Here is a 19,442-nt window from a genome sequence, read left to right on the forward strand (position 1 = left end):
CCATGAGCGACACCACCCTCCCCGACCCCGCAAAACTGCACTGGCGCCAGCGGGTGCACGAACGCCTGCTCGACACCATCGACCTGCGCCGCCGCGATCTCGGCCGCATGTCGGACGCCGAGCTGCGCCACGAGACCGCTGCCCTGATCGCGGAGATTGTCGCCGCCGACCCTGCGATTCCCGCCGCGGTCGACCGTGACCGACTGTGCCGCGAGGTCCTCGACGAGGCGATCGGACTCGGTCCGCTCGAGGCCCTGCTCGAGGACGAGCGCATCAGCGAGATCATGGTCAACCGCTTCGACGAGATCTTCGTTGAGCGCGACGGCCGCATCGAGCGCCATCCCTGCAGCTTCACCAGCGACCGCGCGGTGCTGGGCGTGATCGAGCGCATCGTCGCACCGATCGGTCGCCGCATCGACGAGAGCTCGCCGATGGTCGACGCCCGACTGAAGGACGGTTCGCGGGTCAACGCGGTGATCCCACCTCTCGCGCTCAAGGGACCGACGCTGACGATCCGCCGCTTCGCACGCCGCCACCTGACGATGGCCGACATGCTAGAGCGCGGCACGCTGTCGGCCGCGATGGCGGCGTTCCTGCGCATCTGCGTCGAGGAGCGGCGCAACATCGTCGTCTCCGGCGGCACAGGCACCGGCAAGACCACCTTCCTCAACCTGCTCTCGGGCCTGATCCCCGAAGGCGAACGCGTCATCACGATCGAGGACGCCGCCGAGCTTCGCCTCGACCACCACAATCTGGTGTCGCTCGAAGCGCGCCCGAGCAACCTGGAGGGCCGTGGCGCGGTGAGCATCCGCGAGCTCGTGCGCAATGCGCTCCGGATGCGCCCCGACCGCATCGTGATCGGCGAATGCCGCGGCCCCGAGGCGCTCGACATGCTGCAGGCGATGAACACCGGCCACGAGGGCTCGCTCACTACCCTTCACGCCAACAGCCCACGCGACGCCCTCGCCCGCCTCGAAACCCTGGTGCTGATGGCCGGCATGGACCTGCCGCTGAACGCGATCCGGGAACAGATCGCGAGCGCGATCGACATCATCGTGCAGCAGACCCGCTTCGCCTGCGGCACGCGCCGGGTCACCAGCATCTGCGAGGTCACCGGCCTCGAGGGCGGCCGCGTCCAGTTGCAGGAGCTGTTCCGCTTCGAGCGCGCAGGCCAGCGCGGAGAGCGCTTCGTCGGCTGCGATGCGGTGCCGAACTTCTACGACGAGCTGCGCCAGCGCCAGGTCGCGCTCGACTTCACCATCTTCGACCGTCTGCCGGCATGAGCACCCAACCGCTTCTCGCCGCCGTCGGGGCAGGCCTGGCGGTCGCCCTGTTGGCATGGGCGATGGCCGCCATCGGCGAAGACGGGCTCACCATCTATCGCGCCCGCTTCACCGCCGAGGCGCGCTTCCGTCTCGGCGAGCTCTTCCTCTTCTTCGACCCTGCCCGCCTGTTCGCGGCCAACCTCGCGCTCGTCGCCCTCAGCGGGTTGGTCGGCTGGCTCGTGAGCGGGCAGCCCCTGATCGGGCTCGCGCTGGGCGCCGGCACTGCGCTCGTGCCGGGACTCACCTACCGTCGGCTGCGCGTGCGGCGAATGCGCCTGATCGAAGGCCAGCTGGCCGATGCCCTGCTGGTGATCGCCGGTGGCTTGCGCGCCGGCGTATCGCTGACCCACGCCCTGCAGCAGCTGGTGCGGGAGGGCAGCCCCCCGCTGGCGCAGGAATTCGACCTGGTACTGCGCGAGCAGCGGCTCGGCGTCAGCCTCGACGAGGCGCTCGAGCACCTCGCCGGGCGCGTCCCACTATCGTCGCTGACGATGGTAATCGCCGCCATGCGCATCGCCGGCGAAACCGGCGGCAGCCTCGCCGAGGCGCTCGAGCGCAGCGCCCACACGGTGCGCAGCCAGCTCGCGATGGAGGAGAAGATCCGAGCCCTGACCGCGCAGGGCAAGCTGCAGGCGATCGTGGTCGGCCTGCTCCCGGCCCTCCTGTTGCTCGTACTCGGCCGCATGGAGCCCGAGGCGATGGCCGTGATGTGGTCGACGCCGATGGGCTGGGCCACGCTCGGCGTGATCGCAGTGCTCGAAGCCTGCGGCGTCATGCTGATCCTTCGCATCGTGGCGATCGACGTATGAGCGCCGTCCTCGCCCTCAGCGCCCTAGCCATCGGCCTGTGCGTCGCCCTCGTCGCGCTCGTGGTCGCGCGCGCAATCGCCGCGATCCCGCCCGAGGACCGCAGCTGGCTCGACCGCCCGCCCGCGTTCGTGCACTGGCTGTGGTGGCCGACACGCTGGATCGCCCACCTTGGCGGGGCGCGGCTGCCCGCGCGCCTGCAGCAGCGCACGCTCGCCCGCTTGCGCATCGCCGGGCTCGACTACGTGATGACGCCGTCCCAGCTGCTCGCCCATCGTGTCGCGGCAGCGCTCACGCTCGGCCTGGTCGGCGCGACCGCGGCGGCGAACCTGCCCGGGCACGGCGTATCGATCGGTTTTGTCATCGGTGGCGCAGCTGGCCTCCTCCTGGCGCTCTCGTGGTTCAACGATCGCGTGCAGCGCCAGCGCAGCCTGCTTCTCAAGACGCTGCCCTTCTTCCTCGACCTGGTCACGCTCTGCGTGGAGGCCGGACTGAACCTCACCGGCGCCTTTCAGCAGGCGGTCGCCAAGGGTCCGGCCGGTCCGCTGCGCGACGGCCTGCAGCGCGTATTGCGCGACATCCGTGCCGGCAAGTCGCGCGCCGACGCCTTGCGCGAACTCGCCGAGCGGCTCGACGAGCCGGCGATCGGGTATCTGGTGTCGGCGATCATCCAGGCCGAGAGCATGGGCATGAGCCTCGGTCCAGTGCTGCGGGCGCAGGCCGAACAGCGCCGGATGGAGCGCTTCGCGCTCGCCGAGAAGAAAGCGATGGAAGCGCCGGTGAAGCTTCTGCTGCCGCTGATCGCCTTCATCTTCCCTTGCACCTTCCTCGTGCTCGGCTTCCCGATCGCGCTCAAGTTCATGGAGATGGGGCTGTGAGATGCAGAGTCTGAGGATGTGTCGCCCCGACCGCGACTACAGGGTCCGCATCGCTACCGGATTTTTCGCACGCACCCGCGGCCTGCTCGCCACCCGCACGCTGGCGCCGGGGCACGGCCTGCTGCTGTTGCCGTGCAATGCGGTGCACAGCCTCGGCATGGTCTATCCGATCGACCTCGCCTTCATCAGCCCGGATGGCGTCGTCCTATCCACCCGCAGCGCATTCCGCCCGTGGCGCGCGATGCGCTGCGCCGGCGCGCGCGCGGTGCTCGAGTTGCCGGCCGGCAGCCTGGCCAGCGCGCGCATCTTCCGCGGCGAGCGCCTCGACGAGCTCGTCGCAGCGATGAGTGCCCGATGACGCCCCGCACGCTCGATGCCATCGTCCGGCGCGACCACCAGCATGGCGCTGGCCTCGTCGGCTTCGTCGTCGTCGCCCCCACCCTGCTCGCGCTGACGATGGCGATCCTGCAGACCGGGCTCGCCTTCCACGCCAAGAGCAGCCTGAACTACGCGGGCTTCGAGGCCGCCCGCGCCGGCAGCCTGGCCCATGCCGACCCCACGCGCATCCGGCTCGCCTTCACGCGCGCGATGACCGCCTACTACGGCGGCGGCCGCAACGCCGGGGAACTCGCCGCGGCGGCCCGCCGGGCCCACGACGACCTCGCGGGCGCCGTGCGCATCGAGATCCTGTCACCGAGCAAGGAGAGCTTCGACGACTTCCACAGTCCCGCGGCGGCGCACCGTCTGGGGACCGCCGAACGCGTCATTCCCAGTGCAGCCCTCGCCCATCGGCGCTGTCCGCCCGACCGCCCCGGCTGTGCCGCGGACCCCGCACACAACCGCTCGGCCCAGACCCTGGCCGACGCCAACCTGCTCAAGCTTCGCCTCACCTGGGGCATCCCGCGCGCGAAACAGATGCCCCTCGCAGGGCGCTTCTTCACCTGGGCGCTGCGCACCCTCGATGCGGACGATCGCGACGCGTTTCGCAGCCGCCTGCTCGCTGCCGGGCGTATTCCGCTGGTTTCCCACGTGACCGTGCGCATGCAATCCGACGCGATCGAGAGCGGCGCGATCGTTCCCCGCCCGGTCTCGGGCGGCGGCGACACGCCGATCGCGCCGGGCACACCGGCGCCACCCGAGCCGCTTCCCCCCTGCGGCAGCCTCGATCCCCTTTGCACCGAGCCCAAGCCGCCCTCGCCTCCGATCGTGGAGCCCGTTCAAGGCGGTGACGCACCCACGCCCCCTTCCGACGACAGCGGAGACCTTCCATGCCCATGATCTGCCTCGGCCCCTGCCGCCGCCCGGGACGCGCACTGCGGCGGATCGTCGCGGTGGCGACACTGTTCGCGCAGTCCCTGCTGCCGACGCACGCCGGGTTCTTTGACGGCGAGTCCACCTCGCCCGCCAACGACGGCGGCTCGATTCTCGACCCGGCGATCGGTTCCGCGCCTTCCGCCCCTGCCGTATGCCGGCCGAGCGCCGGCGGCGCCACGTGCGACGGAGCCGGTCCGGCCAGTCAGGAGGGCGGCGCCGGCGGCGCGCTAGACGTCGGCGCGGGCAATCCGATCGATGTCCTCAACGGCAACAAGTACCAGCGTGAAACCGACCTCGCGCCCTTGCCGGGCGTGCTCGGCCTGGAAATCGTGCGCCACTACAACAGCGCCTACGCCGACAGCGGCCGCGCCAGTGGGCTCTTCGGCCGCGGCTGGCGGCTCAGCTACGAGACCACGCTGCATGTGATCCGCGACACGCTTCAGATCGTGCAGGCCGATGGACGCGGCCTGATCTTCAGGCGCGAACCGGACAGCGGCACGCGCTGCGCGAGCACCGATCCCGCCGATGGCTACATCGAGACCCGCACCGCGGACGATGGTACGCATTACGTCTGGCACTGGACCCACGGCGCGGGCGCCGGGCGCGCGCTCGGTTTCGACGCCGACGGCCGCCTGATCCAGATCCTCGCGCCTAGCGGGGAATTCGTCAGCCTTCACTACGCGCCCGACGGCAGCCTGCTGCGGATCGTCGACCCGCAGGAGCGCGAGCTGCGCTTCCGCTACGCCCGCACCCCGGGCCAGGGTGCGGGCCGCCAGGTATCGCAGATCGATTCGCCGGCCGGCAGCTTCCACTATCGCTATGCGGACGCCACGCCTGCCACGCCGGGCGGCAGACCGGAGCCGCTACTGACGCAGGTGGAGCGGGAGGTCGCTGCCGGCAGGGTCGGGCGCGAGTACCACTACGAAGACGCGCGTCACCCACGCCACCTCACCGGCATCACCGCCACCACGACCGCGCGAGACGGCAGCCGCGTCGCGCGGCGAGAGAACACCTGGCGGTACGACGAGGAGGGTCGCGGCGTGTTCTCGATGCGTGGCGAACCGAGCGAGTCCGAGGACCCGGAGACGGTCCGGCTCGTGTTCGAGCGCGCGGCGAAGGACGGCGCCAGGGGCATCACCATCGTCACCGATGGCACAGGAGGAACGCTCCGCCACATCCATGGGTTGGTCGGTCGCCAGCGGAGGTTGCTCGAGACCCTTGCCCGACCCTGCCACGACTGTGCGGAGCTCGCCATCCGCCACCGCTACGATGAGCATGGTCGCCTGATCGAATCCCACCGCGTCGATCCCGCGCACGAACGGGTCGTGGAGACGAGGCGCTTCAGCTTCGACACGCGCGGTCGCCTGGAGCGCATCGACCTCTCCACCGCGGGGGCCGCGGGCGAGCGGAAATCGCATTTTCTCCGCTACGAGTACGAGGGCGAGCTCACCCGACCGACATTGCTCGCCCGACCCAGCGTCGTCCCCGGCCGGGAGCATCGACTCGCGCTGCGTTACAACATGCACGGCCAGCCGGTCGAGCTTCTCGAGACCGGCTACAGCCCGGTCGATGCCGAGGGCCGACCCGTCCCGGGGGGCGTGCCGCTGGAACGGACGACTCGCTACACCTACCGGCAGGCCCGCGGCCGCAGCCTGCTGCAGGCCTTCGACGGCCCGCTGCCGAACGGCCCTGCCTCGACCCCCGCGGACAGCGACATCACCTTCCTCACCCACGACGAGGCCGGCAACCATCTCCTCGCACTGAACCGTCCGATGGCGCTGCTCGAACGACTGCAGCGCGACGCGCTCGGGCGCATCGTCGCCGCCACCCCCGCCGACGGCGTGCCCATCCGGCTGAGCCTGGACGAGGACGGTCGCCCGCTGCGATGGCAGCGCGGCGATGCGATCCTCGAGATCGCACGCGACGGCTTCGGTCGCCCGCTGCGGATCACGCTGCCCGACGGCGAAGTGCGCTGGTTCGGGCACGACGGTCGACAAGGCCTCGCCGCCATGGTGTCCAGCCGCGGCCACGGCCTGTGGCTCCAGGACGGCCACTCGCGGCCGATGGCCCCCCTGCCGCAGCCGGCGGTCGGGCAGGCTGCCAGCGCTCGTACGCCTCCACCCGCGACATCGGCCGCTATCAGCGACTGGGCGGGTCTGGCGCATTGGCGCGACGATTTCGGCCTCCTGCGCGCCAGGCGGACCGATGCGACCGGACTGGAAACCTTCGACTACGACGCCGCCGGACGCCTGATCGAGCGACGCTTCGCTGACGGCGGCGTCTGGCGCTGGCAGCGCGACGCGGCCGGGCGCATCGTCGCCCATTCGGTCAGCCGACCGGGGAGCCCGGGCGCGGTCACCCGGCTTCACTACGAAGGGCCGCATCTCGTGCGCATCGCTCATCCGCATGAGACCGAAACACGAATTCATGACCCCCTCGGGCGGATCGCCACCCGCCGCATCGCACGCGCCGGGCAATACGGTCGCCCCGATCTCGGTGCTTTCGAGTACGTCGAGCGCTTTCGCTACGACGAAGCCGACCGGGTCCTCGCGCACGAACTGCCCGAGGGCGGCACGCTCCACTATCGCTGGGGCTCCGGGCGCCAGTTACGGGGGATCGACTGGGTCGATCCGCTCCGTCGCAGGACACCTCTGATACGGTCCGCCAGCCCGGCGGACGCGCTGCGCGCCGAAGCCCCAGGACTGCCGGTATCGGGCGGCTACCGCTTCGGCAATGGCGTCGAGGCCAGATGGACGATCGGGGCAGACGGTCGACTGTCTGCGCTTCAGCATCATGTCATCGCCCCCCCCGCCCAACAGCCACTTTTGTCTTGGCTACGTGTGGCCCACGCCGCGGAAGCCGGCCTGGCAGGTCTGATCGAGCGCTGGGCCTACCGCTATGATCCCACCGGACAAATGGTCGCGCGCGAGGATGCACTGCGGCACAGGCACAGCCGTTTCGGCTTCGACCTGGGCGGGCGGTTCATCGCCGCCGAACATGCGGAACAAGGCGCCACACCCCAAGCGGAGTACTACGCCTACGATCGGCTCGGGGACACGCTCGGTCGGCGGATCGACGGTCGCACGGACGACTTCCACCGAACACTTCTCGAGCGCGACGCAGGCGGGCTGCCCAGCCGGATCGGCGACTACGAACTCGCCTATGGCGCCGACCGCCGCCCGGTCGAGATTCGCGATCGCAGCGGCATCGCCGGCGCGAGCAGCCCTGCACCCGCGTTGCTCGCCCGCTACCGCCACAACGCCCACGGGCTGCGGATCCAGAAGGAGGTCTTCCCGCGCAAGACTGCCGACGGTCTCGCAGCCGAAGACACCCACTTCCTCTGGCAGGGCCACCAGCTTGTCGGCGAAGCGCGCGGCGGGCGCGGCGCGGCGCGCCTGATGCGTCGCTATGTCTATGCGCACGGTACGCCCGTGGCGCTGCTCGACTACCCGAGCGGACGCCGTCTGCAGGAACGCGGCCGGCTTGCGCGCATCCTCTCGATCGGCTGGAACGAGCTCCTCGGTCGCGGCACCCGCATCCGCTACATCCACGCCAACGAGATCGGCACGCCGACCGCGGTGACCGACGATCGGGCGCGCGTGATTTGGCGCGCCGATCATTCGGTCTACGGCGAGGCTCGCCCGGTTGTCGGCCGCACCGAACCGACGACGAGGCGACCGTTCGTGCTCAACCTGCGTCTGCCCGGCCAATATTTCGACGCGGAAACCGGCTGGCACGACAACGTCCTGCGCACCTACGACCCCCGCCGCGGCCAGTACCTCGAGCCCGACCCGCTGGGACCGCATCGGCTCACCACCCCCTTCGCCTACGCTGCGCACAACCCGCTGACGCACGCCGACCCACTCGGCCTGATCCTGTTTGCGTTCGACGGGACGGGGAATGAGGAGATACCGGGGAAGCCGGTGTCGAATGTGGTGAATTTTCGCGAGCTTTATGATGACGGTCGGACCTACTACATCACCGGTCCGGGCACTGTCGACCCCGGCACGGGAATCCACAATGCCGTCTACAAGGGCGGCAACCCTCTTGACATGGCGTTCTCGTTCACGGGAAAGGAACGCGTCGCAGCGATGGTCGACTATCTCGACCGCCACGCCGACGGGGTGGAGGACGAGCTTGCGTTCGACATCGACATCATCGGCTTCAGCCGCGGAGCGGCACAGGCGCGCGATTTCGCCAACCAGGTCGCCGCCAGCTACCGGGACGGCTACTACCGGTACGCAAGCGACCATCAGTTCCGGTGCCAGCGCGTCAATCTGCGCTTCATCGGGCTGTGGGACACGGTCCTGAGCGTGCACGTCGGCTCATACGACCTCCGCATCCCAGACGAATTCGCCCATGTGGCCCATGCGGTCGCGCTCAATGAATACCGGCGCCTGTTCCCGCTGGAATCCATCTCAGGCATGGACACGCCGGACGGCAAGACGAGGATCGAGCGCGGCTTTCTGGGCTCGCATTCGGATATCGGCGGCAGTTTCGAAGAGGGCGATCTCGCCAAGGTCGCACTGGCCTGGATGGTAAAGGAGGCGGAGAGCGTCAATGTCAAGATGGATGTGGATGCTCTTGATCGCAGTGTCAGTCCCCAGCCCGTAATGCATGACAAAAGCAGCAACCTCTTCGCCGAAGAGGGCCCGGCGCCCAACGAGCATTCCGAAGACCGCGAAGTCCGTTATCAGAATGGCAGCCTCGCCCTGCAGCGCGAGGCCCACATCGACGGCATGCGCCACGCGGACACCACCGCCTTTATCCGCTATGACGACTGGCCGGTGCAAAATGTCTCCGGCAGCGTGGACATGGAAGCCTATCTCGCCTGGCTGGCGGCGAACGACTACGACATCGAGATGATCCTGCAATGAGGAGAGGACGAATGAACAAACGCGACTTCTTGACGCTGGCGCTCGGCCTGCCCGCACTCACCGCCTGCGCGAGTTACGCCAAACCAAGGACCGACCGCGATCTTCGCGGCTGGGGCTTCATCGTTTACCACGAGCTCGCGCCGGGTGCACAGGACAAATACGGCGTCAAGGGAACAACCGACACGGGCAAATCGATCTTCGGCAACGCGCGATTGAACGAACGCAACTCCGCAGTCAGCGCCTACGGCGGCAGCCGCTATCAGTCCTTCCCCAAATGGGTCCGGGTCACCTGGCGCGAAGGGGATTTCGTGCTCGACATGCGGGGCGGCTGGAAAGGCGGCACCATCGTCGGCGACTACACCGTCCCCGTCCTCGAACGCATCCCCGAAGAGCTCTTCACCTACGTGCGTGCCCAGCGTGGCCGCGCGATCCGTCTCAAGTTTCGCATCCATGACGACGGCGTACTGTTCGGCTGGGACGTGGAGGATCACGGCAAGGACTTCAAGGGCCCGCTACGCAACGTGATGGCCGGTGGCGACTGGTGAGGCACGGATGGGACCTCCGAATGCTGCACCATCCTTCCCCGCCGCCGCGCTGTGGCTTTTCGCACTGTTGCCCTCACGCAGGCTGATGTCCGCGTTCAGCCTTGCGGCAATGGCCGTCTGCTCATCCTCAATGGCGACGGCAAGCCCGACGGCGCCCGCAAGACTCTACATCGGCTACTACGTCGAGGACGCTGCGAACAATCCTGAGGATCCCACCGTCGGCGGCGTGCTTCTCAAAGTTCCTCCGCACGGCGGGCGCTTTTCCGGCCTGATGCCGTTCAGCTTTATCGGCTGCGAGGCGGGGATGGACATCGGCACGGTCGGCGGAACACGCGTCGGCACGGACCTTCGTGGCGAATGGAAGGGCAAGGTCGACGGGGCTGCCGTCGGCGGTCGTTTCGGTGGTCGGTACGATGCCGGGACCGATCGCATCTCCGGCGACTTCGACAACACTGCGGGCAAGACCGAAGTCAGCGCCGGTGATTGCCACTACTTCGTCGCCGCCCACGGCAGCTACACGCTATTCGGTTCCACCGGAAACGTCCCACCCGCCTTCACCGCCGCCGTGAGCAAGGGCACACGACCGCGGATCTCCTGGCCGGCACTGGGTCGCGAAGTGTATTACCGGGTGCAGGTCTTCGACGAGGATTGCGTTCTCGCCGACACCGCGGATGCGTCCTGCTTCAAGGGCGAGGCGCTCACCGAGCGCGAGCACGCGGACTTTCCGCTGTCGCGCCCGCTCGCGCGCCCCGGACCGTACCTGATCCTGCTCACCGCCATCGATGGCGGCACCGGCCGGATGGCGGGCTTTTCAGCACTCCGGGCCGTGCTGTCGCCGAACTGAGCGCAGCCGTGCCCGGGATGACGACGTCAGCCCAAGGATCAGCGCTTGGCGCGCTTGCGCGCCGCGACGAGGCCGAGCGCACCGATGCCGAGCAGCGCCAGCACGCCGGGCTCGGGCACGGGATTCACCGAGGCGGCGTCGCCCACATTCTCGATGGGGCCGTCGCCTGCGGTGTCGCCCACGCTCTCGCGCGCGCCGGCAAGGATCGGCAGGCCGGCCGCATCCTCGTAGGCCCATTCGCGCACGCTCAGCCCGTCCGACGAGATCGCCACGTCGACCCAGCCATAGCGGACTTCCTGTTTGGCATCGGTGAAGGAGAAGCCCAGGTAGCCGGTGGGCTTGGACGCCCACTCCCCCGGGGTTCGACACTTCCCCCCGATTTTCGCCCCTTTTCGGAAAGTGCCTCCAACGCCGGCGCGGGTTTGAAGGCCGCGACCGCAAAAGTGCTGTGGTGGCACGTTTGTAACAGCCACCCTCAAGCTTGACGGCGCTTCTTAGGTGGTTAAAGTGGCGGCAACATGCACGTCAAGCTCACCACCTCCGGAGGCCGCCGCTACGTCCAACTCGTCGAGTCCTATCGCGACGAGGCGGGACGGGTGAAGAAGCGCACCGTCGCCACGCTCGGCCGCGCCGAGCAGGTCGATGGTGCGCTCGACGCGGTGATCAACGGCCTGCTCAAGATCACCGGCCGCGAGCCGATGGCCGCCAAACCGCCGGCGCCGACGGTGTCGTTCGAGTCCGCGCGGGCGCTCGGTAACGTGTGGGCGCTGACCGAGCTGTGGAAGTCGCTGGGTTTCTCGGAGCTGCGGCGGGTATTTCGCCGCACGCGCCGCACCACGGACGTGGAAGCGCTGATTCGGCTGATGGTGCTCAACCGCCTGTGCGACCCCGAATCCAAACTCGGCGTGTTGCGCTGGGTGCAGACGGTGGCGCTGCCCGACTTCGGACCGAAGGCGGTCACCCACCAGCAGTTGCTGCGCAGCCTCGATGCGCTGATGGATCATCAGGACGAGGTCGATGCCGTGGTCGCCGGGCTGCTGCGACCGCTGATCGACCAGGATCTGTCGGTGGTCTTCTACGACCTCACCACGATCCGCAGCGAAGGGCTCAGCCAGCAGGCCGGTGACGTGCGCCAGTACGGCATGGCCAAGGAGGGGCTGATCGCCCGCCAGTTCATGCTCGGCGTGGTGCAGACCGCCGAGGGGCTGCCGATCTACCACGAGGTGTTCGACGGCAACACGGCTGAGACGCGCACTCTGCTGCCCACGCTCACCAAGGTGCTCGAGCGCTTCCCGTCGGTGCAGCGCCTGGTGCTGGTGGCCGACCGGGGACTGCTCAGCCTGGATAACCTCGAGGCGCTGAAGGCCGTGCGCTTGGCCAGCGGCAAGCCGCTCGAATTCATCGTCGCCGTGCCCGGTCGGCGCTACAACGAGTTCATCGAGCTGCTCGAACCCTTCCACGAAGCGCAGTGCGCTGGCGCCACGCAGGAGGTCATCTCGGAGCACGCCTGGAACGATCTGCGGCTGGTGGTCGCGCACGACCCGGTAACAGCGGCTGCCAAGACCGGGCAGCGCAACGAGCGCATCGACGCGCTGATCCGCCAGGCGGACCAATGGTCGGGCAAGCTCACCGAGCAGGACGAAGGCGTGAAGCACCGGGGGCGCAAGCTCTCGGATAGCGGCGCCAAGGCGCGCTTCTACCACGCGGTCAGCGAAGCGCACCTGTCGCGCATCCTCAAGGTGGATCTGGGTGAGGAACTCTTCAGCTACCACATCGACGACAAGGCGAAGCGTCTTGCCGAAATGATGGACGGCAAGCTGCTGCTGGTCACCAACGCCGAGGGCCTCGCCGCGCAGAACGTGATTCAGCGCTACAAATCGCTCGCCGACATCGAGCGCGGTTTCAAGGTGCTCAAGTCCGAGATCGAGATCGGCCCGGTGTATCACCGCCTGCCCGAGCGGATTCGCGCGCATGCGTCGATCTGCTTCATGGCGCTGATCCTGCACCGGGTGATGCGCAGCCGCCTCAAGGCCGCCGACGCGGGCTACACGCCCGAGCGGGCGCTCGAGCAGTTGCAGCGTATCCAGCATCACCGCGTGCGCCTGAACGGCGGCGAGCCCATGGCGGGGGTGTCGACGATCAGCACGGAACAGAACGAGGTGCTTCATGCGTTAGGAATAGAAAGACCGGCGGCGCCGGAGCAGTTGGCGCTGTTGTAGTGGCATTTTTGAAAGTGCGCTCTAACAAAAACAAATACTTGCGCGCGTAACTGTCGAACTCGGGACTCCCAAGCGATCTGGTCGCCATCGGCCTTGCCGCTATCGCGCACTTTATAGAGATTGAGGCGTTCGACGAAGGGGCCCGACTGAGCGTCGATCAGCGCATCGAGGTCGAGCGCGGACTCCTTCAGCACCCGCACGCCATCAGCGGTCACGAAAGCACTGAGGAAGGGCGAATTGCCATTGCGCTCGACGTAAAACTCGAGCTTGCGACCATCCGGCAGCTCCAGCACCACGCTGTCAGTCGGCTCGGCGGCGGGGCCTTCGTTGTAGATCACCGCGGCATGAACCGGGGCGGCAAGGAGCGCGCTGGCCAGGATGGCCGGCACCGCTCGAAGGACTCGTGGGAATTGGGAAAACATTCTTTTTTGCCTCGCATTCTGGGTTGATCGGGGCAAATCCCTGCCCCGGGGCCAGATTAGCGAGAGCCGCCCGTTCGTCCCCGTGCATCCGTCACGCCGCGGCGCACAAACAGCGCCACGGCATGCTCACCATGCATATTCCTTGAGGGTATCGAGGTCGATCACCCGGAGCGTGAGTTCATTGGTCGCCTCGAGGACGACCGGCGGCGCCGCACCGGCTTCGAGCGCCTCCTTCCAACGCAGCGCACACAGGCACCAGCGGTCGCCCGGCTTGAGCCCGCGGAAGCGGTACTCCGGCCGCGGCGTGGACAGGTCGTTGCCCATGCGGCGCGAGAAGGTCAGGAACTGATCCGTCACCCGCACGCACACCAGATGCAGCCCGACGTCGTCCGGACCGGTGTCGCAGCACCCGGTGCGGTAGAAGCCGGTGAGCGGGGAGTAACTACAGGCCAGCAGCGGGCCCCCGAGCACGTTTCGCGCCTGATTCATGCCTTCCTTTCTCGTCAAACGTCCCGAAGACGGCCCAAAGGCTTTGACTCCTCGCGGAGCGCGGCTATAATCTCGCGCTTCCACGGAGAGGTGGATGAGTGGTTTAAGTCGCACGCCTGGAAAGCGTGTTCAGGGTAATACCCTGACGCGGGTTCGAATCCCGCCCTCTCCGCCAGAATATGTAGAAAAGCCCGGGACCTCAATGCGTTCCCGGGCTTTTTGCTTTGCGCCGCCGTCATCGCCGGCAGGCCACGCTGCTGCGCGTGCTACAGGAACACGGGCTGCATCGACTGGGCGTGAAGGCGATGGTCGACGAAGGCCGGTTTCGCGCATATCTCCACTACCGCATTCACGTGCAGGCGCCCTGAACCCAGGACGCCCTTCTCCCTTGCGTTCACCCGGCCGCCCGGATCCACTCGGCGATGCTCGCCGCGGTCGGGATGCGGCCCGAGGACACCAGCTTCTCGTTGATCACCAGGCCCGGCGTCTTCAGCACGTCGTAGGCGACGATCTGCTGCATGTCGGTGACCTTGATGATCTCCGCCTCCACGCCGGTGGCGGCGACCGCCTCGCGCGCGATCTCCTCGAGCTTGCGGCAGTTGGCGCAACCGGGGCCGAGAACCTTGATGCTGAGCATGATCAGACTCCTTTCAGTGGGGACGAGCTTACGTGGCGGCTGGCGATCGACAGCAGCACGGCCAGTGCCGCGATGAAGCCCGCAAGATACAGGGCGAGCGCCAGCAGCGGGGTGCCGTCGATCCAGGCGCCATAGGTGAAGCCGGCGGTCGCACTGAAGAGCGCGACCAGTCCGACATAGGTGGCCGTCTTCTTGCGCCCGATGATCGCCGAGATGATCAGCATGCTCTGCAGCGACAGCTCGGGGTCGGACATCAGGTAGGCGAGCAGCGGCCCGCGGTGCATGCCGAGGTCGAGGAACATCTTCGCGATCGGCACTTCGACCAGGGTGGGAAAGTACATGAACACCCCGAAGGCGACGCCGGCCAGGTTGCCGGTCAGCGAGTTGGTACCAGCCAGCATCTCGATCCACTCCGGGCGAATCAGCACGCGGATCATGCCGACGATGAACACGCCGATCACCAGCAGCGGGAAGATCTGCTTCACGAAGCGCCACGACTCCCACAGCCAGTCGCCCAGTTCCTGCTCGGACAGCCGGTGCCGTGCGATCGCGTACAGCCCGGCAAGGCTGACGGCGACCGCGAGAAACTTGCCGGTCAGGCCCACGCGCAAACCCTCGGGCACGGCCTGCACCGACAGCGCGGCCACCAGCAGGGTCACGGCGATCAGGCCGAGGCTGGTCCACGTCCATGCGCTGGCCCCATCCTGGATGTTCTCGAAGCCGCGCCAGGCGCTCAGCCCGATCCCGGCCAGCAGCGCGATCAGCACCACGCCCTGCAGCGAGACGCCTTCCTCGCCCCGGGTGGCGTCATAGGGGACGAGCCTGTCGAGCACGCCCTGCCAGGCCTGCGCCTCGGCCAGCGGCAGGTCGATCGCGAGGTAGGTGCCGGTCAGTACGTCGAGCTTCAAGGTGCCCGCCAGCAGCAGCGCGACCCAGACGAAGAGGAACACCAGCGCCGTGCGCCCGATCCCCTCGCCGCGGGCGGCGAAGGGACTGTCCGTCGCCAGATCGTGCGCGGCGTCGTCGGCGCGAAAGATCAGCGCCATGAGCAGCCCGATGCCGATGCCGAAGATCAGCGACAGCACGAAGCGCGCGATCGCGAGGTCGGGCCCGATGACGCCGCCGGTATAGACCAGGGCGAGGATGTTGGCCGCCGGCGCGAAGAACAGGAAGGTGATCGCCGGCCCGAGGCCCGCGCCCTTCTTGTAGATGCCGGCAAACAGCGGAACGATGGTGCACGAACACACCGCCAGCAGCGAGCCGGCCGCCGCGGCCGCCGGATACGACACCGCCTTGCTGGAGTTGCGCCCGAGAAAGCGGGTGACGGTCTCCTTCGGGATCAGCGCCGCCATCGCGCCGGCGATGAAGAAGGCCGGAAGCAGGCACAGCAGCACGTGAGCCGCGAGATAGGCGGCCAGATTGCCCAGCCCGCCGTGGAAGACGGGGAGGATCCAGGAAAGTACGGTGTCCATGACACACACTCCGGCGAGAAGGCCTTGCTGCCCGACGGGCGCTCCGGCTCAGGTTCGACCGAGCGCCGGACGACCCGTTGCTCGACGATGGGCCGCTTCATTCATGAAGACGCACGTCCGACGAAAAGGATGCAGCCGCCGGCGCGCTTGCGAGCCGCAGCACGAGCTTGCGCGACTCCCCGAACCAGAGCACCGCACTGCCCATCGCGAGACAGATCAGCCACTGCTCGCCCGTGAGCGGGACCGTTCCGAACGCCTGGTTGAGGAAGGCGAGATGGACGACCGCCACCTGCAGCAGCGCCGACAGCGCCACCGCCGCCCACAGCCACGGATTCACGAAGGGTCGATGGAACGCGCTGGTGACGGCGGAACGGGCATTGAAGCAGTTGAACAACTGGGCGAAGACCAGCACCGTGAAGCCGGCGGTACGTGCGGTGTCGATGTCGTGCGCGCCCTCGATGAGGCCGCCCGGCAGGAACAGATCGATGGTCAGCAGCGCGACCAGCGCCATCACCAGCCCGATCTGCACGACCCCCATCCACATGCGGGCATCGATGACGCGCTCGTCCGGGCGGCGCGGGCGGCGCGCCATCACGTCGTCGGTGTGCGGATCCACCCCCATCGCCATCGCCGGCCAGGAATCGGTGAGCAGGTTGATCCACAGGATCTGCGTCGCCAGCAGCGGCACCACCACCGCCTCGTCGGGCGCTGTGAGGCCGATCACGCCGGCGCCGACCACGCCGAGGAAGATCGTCAGCACCTCGCCCATGTTCGACGACAGCAGGTAGCGCAGGAACTTGGTGATGTTGTCGAGGATGCCCCGTCCTTCACGCACCGCTTCGACGATGGTGGCGAAGTTGTCGTCGGCCAGGATCATCTTGGCCGCCTCCTTCGTCACCTCGGTACCCGTCCGCCCCATCGCCACGCCGATGTCCGCCGACTTCAGCGCAGGCGCGTCATTGACGCCGTCCCCGGTCATGGCGACGACCTGCCCTTCGGCCTGCAGCGCATCGACGATGCGCAGCTTGTGCGCCGGCGCGACGCGGGCGAAGACCGAGGTCGTGCGCACCGCCTCCGCAAACCGCGCGTCGTCCATGGCGTCGATCTCGATGCCGGTGATCGCCTCCGCCCCGGCTTGTACCACGCCCAGGTCGGCGGCGATGCGCGCCGCGGTGCGCGGGTGATCGCCGGTGATCATGATCACGCGGATGCCCGCCCGATGCGCGTCGGCGATCGCCTGCGCCGCCTCTTCGCGCGGCGGATCGATGATGCCGACGGTGCCGACGAAGATGAGGTCGGTTTCCAGCGCCGCGTTCCTGCCGGCATCCTCGCCCGCGGCGAGCGGCCGGTAGGCCACCGCGAGGGGGCGCAGCGCCGCATCGGACATCTCGTCGACCTCGCCCAGCAGGCGCGAGCGCAGACCGTCGTCGAGCACGACCACGTCGGGGCCGAGACGGGCGTGGGTGCAGCGCGCGAGCAGCACGTCCGGCGCGCCCTTCGCGATGAGCACCCGCGCATCGTCGTGCTCATGATCGATCGCGATCACCGACATCATCTTGCGTTCGGAGGTGAACGGCAGCTCGCCGACGCGCTCGAAGCGGCCTTGCCGCCGCTCGTGCACGCCGAGCTTGCGCTCTGCCACGAGGAAGGCCGCTTCGGTGGGGTCGCCCTGGATCTCCCAGCCGCCGCCGGCGGCCTGGCGGAGGTCGGCGTTGCCGGCCAGGCTGCCGCCGGAGAGCACCACGACCTGCTCGGCATGCAGCGCCCCATCGGCCAGCGGCTGGCCCGCCTGCTGCACCTCGCCCTCGGGCGCGTAGCCGACGCCGCTGACCTCGGTGCTGCCCGACAGGGTCGCGACGCGCACGATGGTCATCTCCGAACGGGTCAGAGTGCCGGTCTTGTCCGAGCAGATCACCGACGCGGACCCGAGGGTCTCGACCGAGGACAGGCGCTTGACGATCGCGTTGCGCGCCGCCATGCGCTGCACGCCGAGCGCCAGCACGACGGACAGGATCGCGGGCAGGCCTTCGGGGACGGCGGCAACGGCGAGCGATACGCCGAGCAGCAGCACGCCGAGCAGATCGCTTGCGCTGCGGATCTCGGAGGTCAGCAGGATCGACCCGACGACGATGACCGCGATCACCAGCACCGCGATGCCGAGCATGCGGCCGATGCGTGTCACCTCACGCTGCAGCGGCGTCGGGTCCTCCTGCGTGCCCTCGAGCAGCGCGGCGATCGCCCCCATCTGCGTGTCCATGCCGGTCGACGTCACCAGCGCGAGGCCGGTGCCCTGCACCACCGCCGTCCCCTTGAAGACCATGTTCTGCTGGTCGGCGATCGACGCCGCATCGGCGCGGGTGGCGACGTCCTTGAGGACCGCCTCGCTCTCGCCGGTCAGCGACGCCTCCTGCACGAACAGCGTGGCCGCGCGCACCAGACGGGCGTCGGCGCCGACGGCATCGCCTTCGGCCAGCACCAGCAGGTCGCCGCACACCAGCTCCGCGCTCGGGATGCGCAGCGGTGTCCCATCGCGGATGACGCCCGAGCTCACCTCGGTCATCTTCGCCAGGGCGGCGGCGGCATTCTCCGCCCTCGCCTCCTGCACGAAACCCAGGATCGCGTTGAGCACGACGATCACCGCGATCACGATCGCATCGAAGGGCAAGCCCGTGCGTCCCTCGATCTCCCACACGACGAGCGTGACGACGATTGCGGCGAGCAGGAGATAGATCAGCGGATCGTTGAACTGCGCCAGCAGACGCTTCCAGGCCGGAACCGCAGGTGCCGCGCGCAGTTCGTTGCGCCCGCCGCGGGCGAGACGGGCGCGCGCCTCTACCGCCCCCAGGCCGCGCTCGATGTCCGTGCCCAGCGCCGCGGCGATCTCGGCGACCTCGCGCCGACTGGCATCACTGCATGTGCATTCCCTCGCCATGATCGCCCTGGCCATCCGGTATCGGCATCAACCGCCACCATACTGCATGTGAGGCGGGAAGAGACTCCCCGGCGATTCTGCGCCGGCCTGACGATGAAGAGGCCGCCGCCCCACTTCAGGGCGGGTGCAGCGACGCACGGGGTTTCATTCCAGCGGCGGCCTCGGCACGAAACAGCACACCTGCCCGCGCTCATCCAGGCGGACCTGGCAGGCACGCAGCAACCGCTCGCGCAGCCGCTTTCGCGCACGCTGCACGCGCGATTTCGCGCCCGCCAGCGACAGCCCCTTCAGTTGGGCGAAGCGCGCCTGGGTGATGCCGCCGATGTCGCACAGGCTGATGGCCTCGCGATCCTCCTCGGACAACTCCGCCAGCACGCGAGGCAGGCAGGCCGACAGCTGGTCGACCACCGCAACTTCGAATTCCGGCGCGGCCAGGTCTTCCGGCAGGGGCTCGCCGTTGCGGACGCGGCGGGCACGATCGACGACCACGTTGCGCGCCACCTCGAACAGCCAGGCACGGGGATCGCGCACGGCGCAGAAACGCTCGCCCTGACGCAAGGCCTTGACGAAGAGATCGTGAAGCAGATCCTCCGCGTCCGCGGGCGGGCGCACGTGATGGCGAAGGTAAGCCCACAGCTCGGCTTCGTGTGTCGTCCAGGCATCGAGCAGGCAAGGCCTCGCC

The 19,442-nt window shown here is 68.5% G+C and carries 16 protein-coding genes and 1 tRNA gene; 10 read left to right on the forward strand and 7 right to left on the reverse strand.

From position 1 onward, the window contains the following. Nucleotides 1–2 precede the first annotated feature (2 nt). The 8 genes from BB334_RS06395 (at nt 3) to BB334_RS06430 (ending at nt 10,589) form a co-directional block, all read left to right on the forward strand. A complete protein-coding gene (locus BB334_RS06395; protein ID WP_068805862.1) occupies nt 3–1,283 on the forward strand; it encodes a CpaF family protein in 1,281 nt (426 codons plus the stop codon). After that, on the forward strand, nt 1,280–2,134 hold the full coding sequence (locus tag BB334_RS06400) for a type II secretion system F family protein (RefSeq protein ID WP_068805865.1): 855 nt from the start codon (nt 1,280–1,282) through the stop codon (nt 2,132–2,134). The genes BB334_RS06395 and BB334_RS06400 overlap by 4 nt, the downstream gene beginning before the upstream one ends. After that, nucleotides 2,131–3,009: a type II secretion system F family protein gene (locus BB334_RS06405; protein ID WP_068805868.1), complete on the forward strand. Its 879-nt coding sequence runs from the start codon at nt 2,131–2,133 to the stop codon at nt 3,007–3,009. Before BB334_RS06400 ends, BB334_RS06405 begins: the two co-directional genes overlap by 4 nt. Nucleotide 3,010: 1 nt before the next feature. Continuing rightward, nucleotides 3,011–3,367: a DUF192 domain-containing protein gene (locus BB334_RS06410; RefSeq protein ID WP_068805871.1), complete on the forward strand. Its 357-nt coding sequence runs from the start codon at nt 3,011–3,013 to the stop codon at nt 3,365–3,367. After that, complete coding sequence (locus BB334_RS06415) at nt 3,364–4,287, forward strand: TadE family protein (protein WP_068805875.1); 924 nt, start codon at nt 3,364–3,366, stop codon at nt 4,285–4,287. Before BB334_RS06410 ends, BB334_RS06415 begins: the two co-directional genes overlap by 4 nt. Beyond that, nucleotides 4,278–9,200: a phospholipase effector Tle1 domain-containing protein gene (locus tag BB334_RS06420; protein WP_068805878.1), complete on the forward strand. Its 4,923-nt coding sequence runs from the start codon at nt 4,278–4,280 to the stop codon at nt 9,198–9,200. The genes BB334_RS06415 and BB334_RS06420 overlap by 10 nt, the downstream gene beginning before the upstream one ends. An 11-nt stretch (nt 9,201–9,211) precedes the next feature. Then, nucleotides 9,212–9,745 (forward strand): hypothetical protein, encoded by a 534-nt coding sequence (locus BB334_RS06425; protein ID WP_068805881.1) that lies wholly within the window; start codon nt 9,212–9,214, stop codon nt 9,743–9,745. An 85-nt stretch (nt 9,746–9,830) separates the two neighbouring features. Further along, nucleotides 9,831–10,589: a hypothetical protein gene (locus BB334_RS06430; RefSeq protein WP_158014367.1), complete on the forward strand. Its 759-nt coding sequence runs from the start codon at nt 9,831–9,833 to the stop codon at nt 10,587–10,589. Nucleotides 10,590–10,627: 38 nt separating this feature from the next. Here BB334_RS06430 and BB334_RS18595 read toward each other — a convergent pair whose 3' ends face one another. After that, complete coding sequence (locus tag BB334_RS18595; protein WP_068805887.1) at nt 10,628–10,861, reverse strand: PEP-CTERM sorting domain-containing protein; 234 nt, start codon at nt 10,859–10,861, stop codon at nt 10,628–10,630. Nucleotides 10,862–11,107: 246 nt separating this feature from the next. Between BB334_RS18595 and BB334_RS06440 the strand changes: the two genes are divergently transcribed. Continuing rightward, entirely contained in the window at nt 11,108–12,808 is a 1,701-nt protein-coding gene (locus tag BB334_RS06440) for an IS1634 family transposase (RefSeq protein WP_068805890.1), read from the forward strand. Here BB334_RS06440 and BB334_RS18130 read toward each other — a convergent pair. Together BB334_RS18130 and BB334_RS06445 are read right to left on the reverse strand one after the other, a co-directional pair. Next, a complete protein-coding gene (locus tag BB334_RS18130) occupies nt 12,754–13,197 on the reverse strand; it encodes a hypothetical protein (RefSeq protein ID WP_232756664.1) in 444 nt (147 codons plus the stop codon). The two genes, BB334_RS06440 and BB334_RS18130, sit on opposite strands and share 55 nt — an antisense overlap. A 159-nt stretch (nt 13,198–13,356) precedes the next feature. After that, nucleotides 13,357–13,719, reverse strand: coding sequence for a DUF2237 family protein (locus BB334_RS06445; RefSeq protein WP_068805893.1), 363 nt, complete (start codon nt 13,717–13,719; stop codon nt 13,357–13,359). An 84-nt stretch (nt 13,720–13,803) separates the two neighbouring features. Between BB334_RS06445 and BB334_RS06450 the strand changes: the two genes are divergently transcribed. Beyond that, a tRNA-Ser gene (locus BB334_RS06450) sits at nt 13,804–13,894 on the forward strand. A 219-nt stretch (nt 13,895–14,113) separates the two neighbouring features. Here BB334_RS06450 and BB334_RS06455 read toward each other — a convergent pair. The 4 genes from BB334_RS06455 to BB334_RS06470 form a co-directional block, all read right to left on the reverse strand. Continuing rightward, entirely contained in the window at nt 14,114–14,356 is a 243-nt protein-coding gene (locus tag BB334_RS06455; RefSeq protein WP_068805896.1) for a thioredoxin family protein, read from the reverse strand. 2 nt (nt 14,357–14,358) lie between these two features. Next, nucleotides 14,359–15,828: a permease gene (locus tag BB334_RS06460; RefSeq protein ID WP_068805899.1), complete on the reverse strand. Its 1,470-nt coding sequence runs from the start codon at nt 15,826–15,828 to the stop codon at nt 14,359–14,361. Nucleotides 15,829–15,925: 97 nt separating this feature from the next. Then, the gene (locus BB334_RS06465; RefSeq protein WP_083200310.1) at nt 15,926–18,775 is read right to left on the reverse strand and encodes a cation-translocating P-type ATPase; all 2,850 of its coding nucleotides are present in this window, start codon (nt 18,773–18,775) and stop codon (nt 15,926–15,928) included. Nucleotides 18,776–18,904: 129 nt separating this feature from the next. Then, nucleotides 18,905–19,429, reverse strand: coding sequence for a sigma-70 family RNA polymerase sigma factor (locus BB334_RS06470; protein ID WP_068806238.1), 525 nt, complete (start codon nt 19,427–19,429; stop codon nt 18,905–18,907). Nucleotides 19,430–19,442 lie beyond the last annotated feature (13 nt).

Origin of the sequence: Thauera phenolivorans, assembly GCF_001696715.1 — a bacterium.
Classification (GTDB): Bacteria; Pseudomonadota; Gammaproteobacteria; order Burkholderiales; family Rhodocyclaceae; genus Thauera; species Thauera phenolivorans.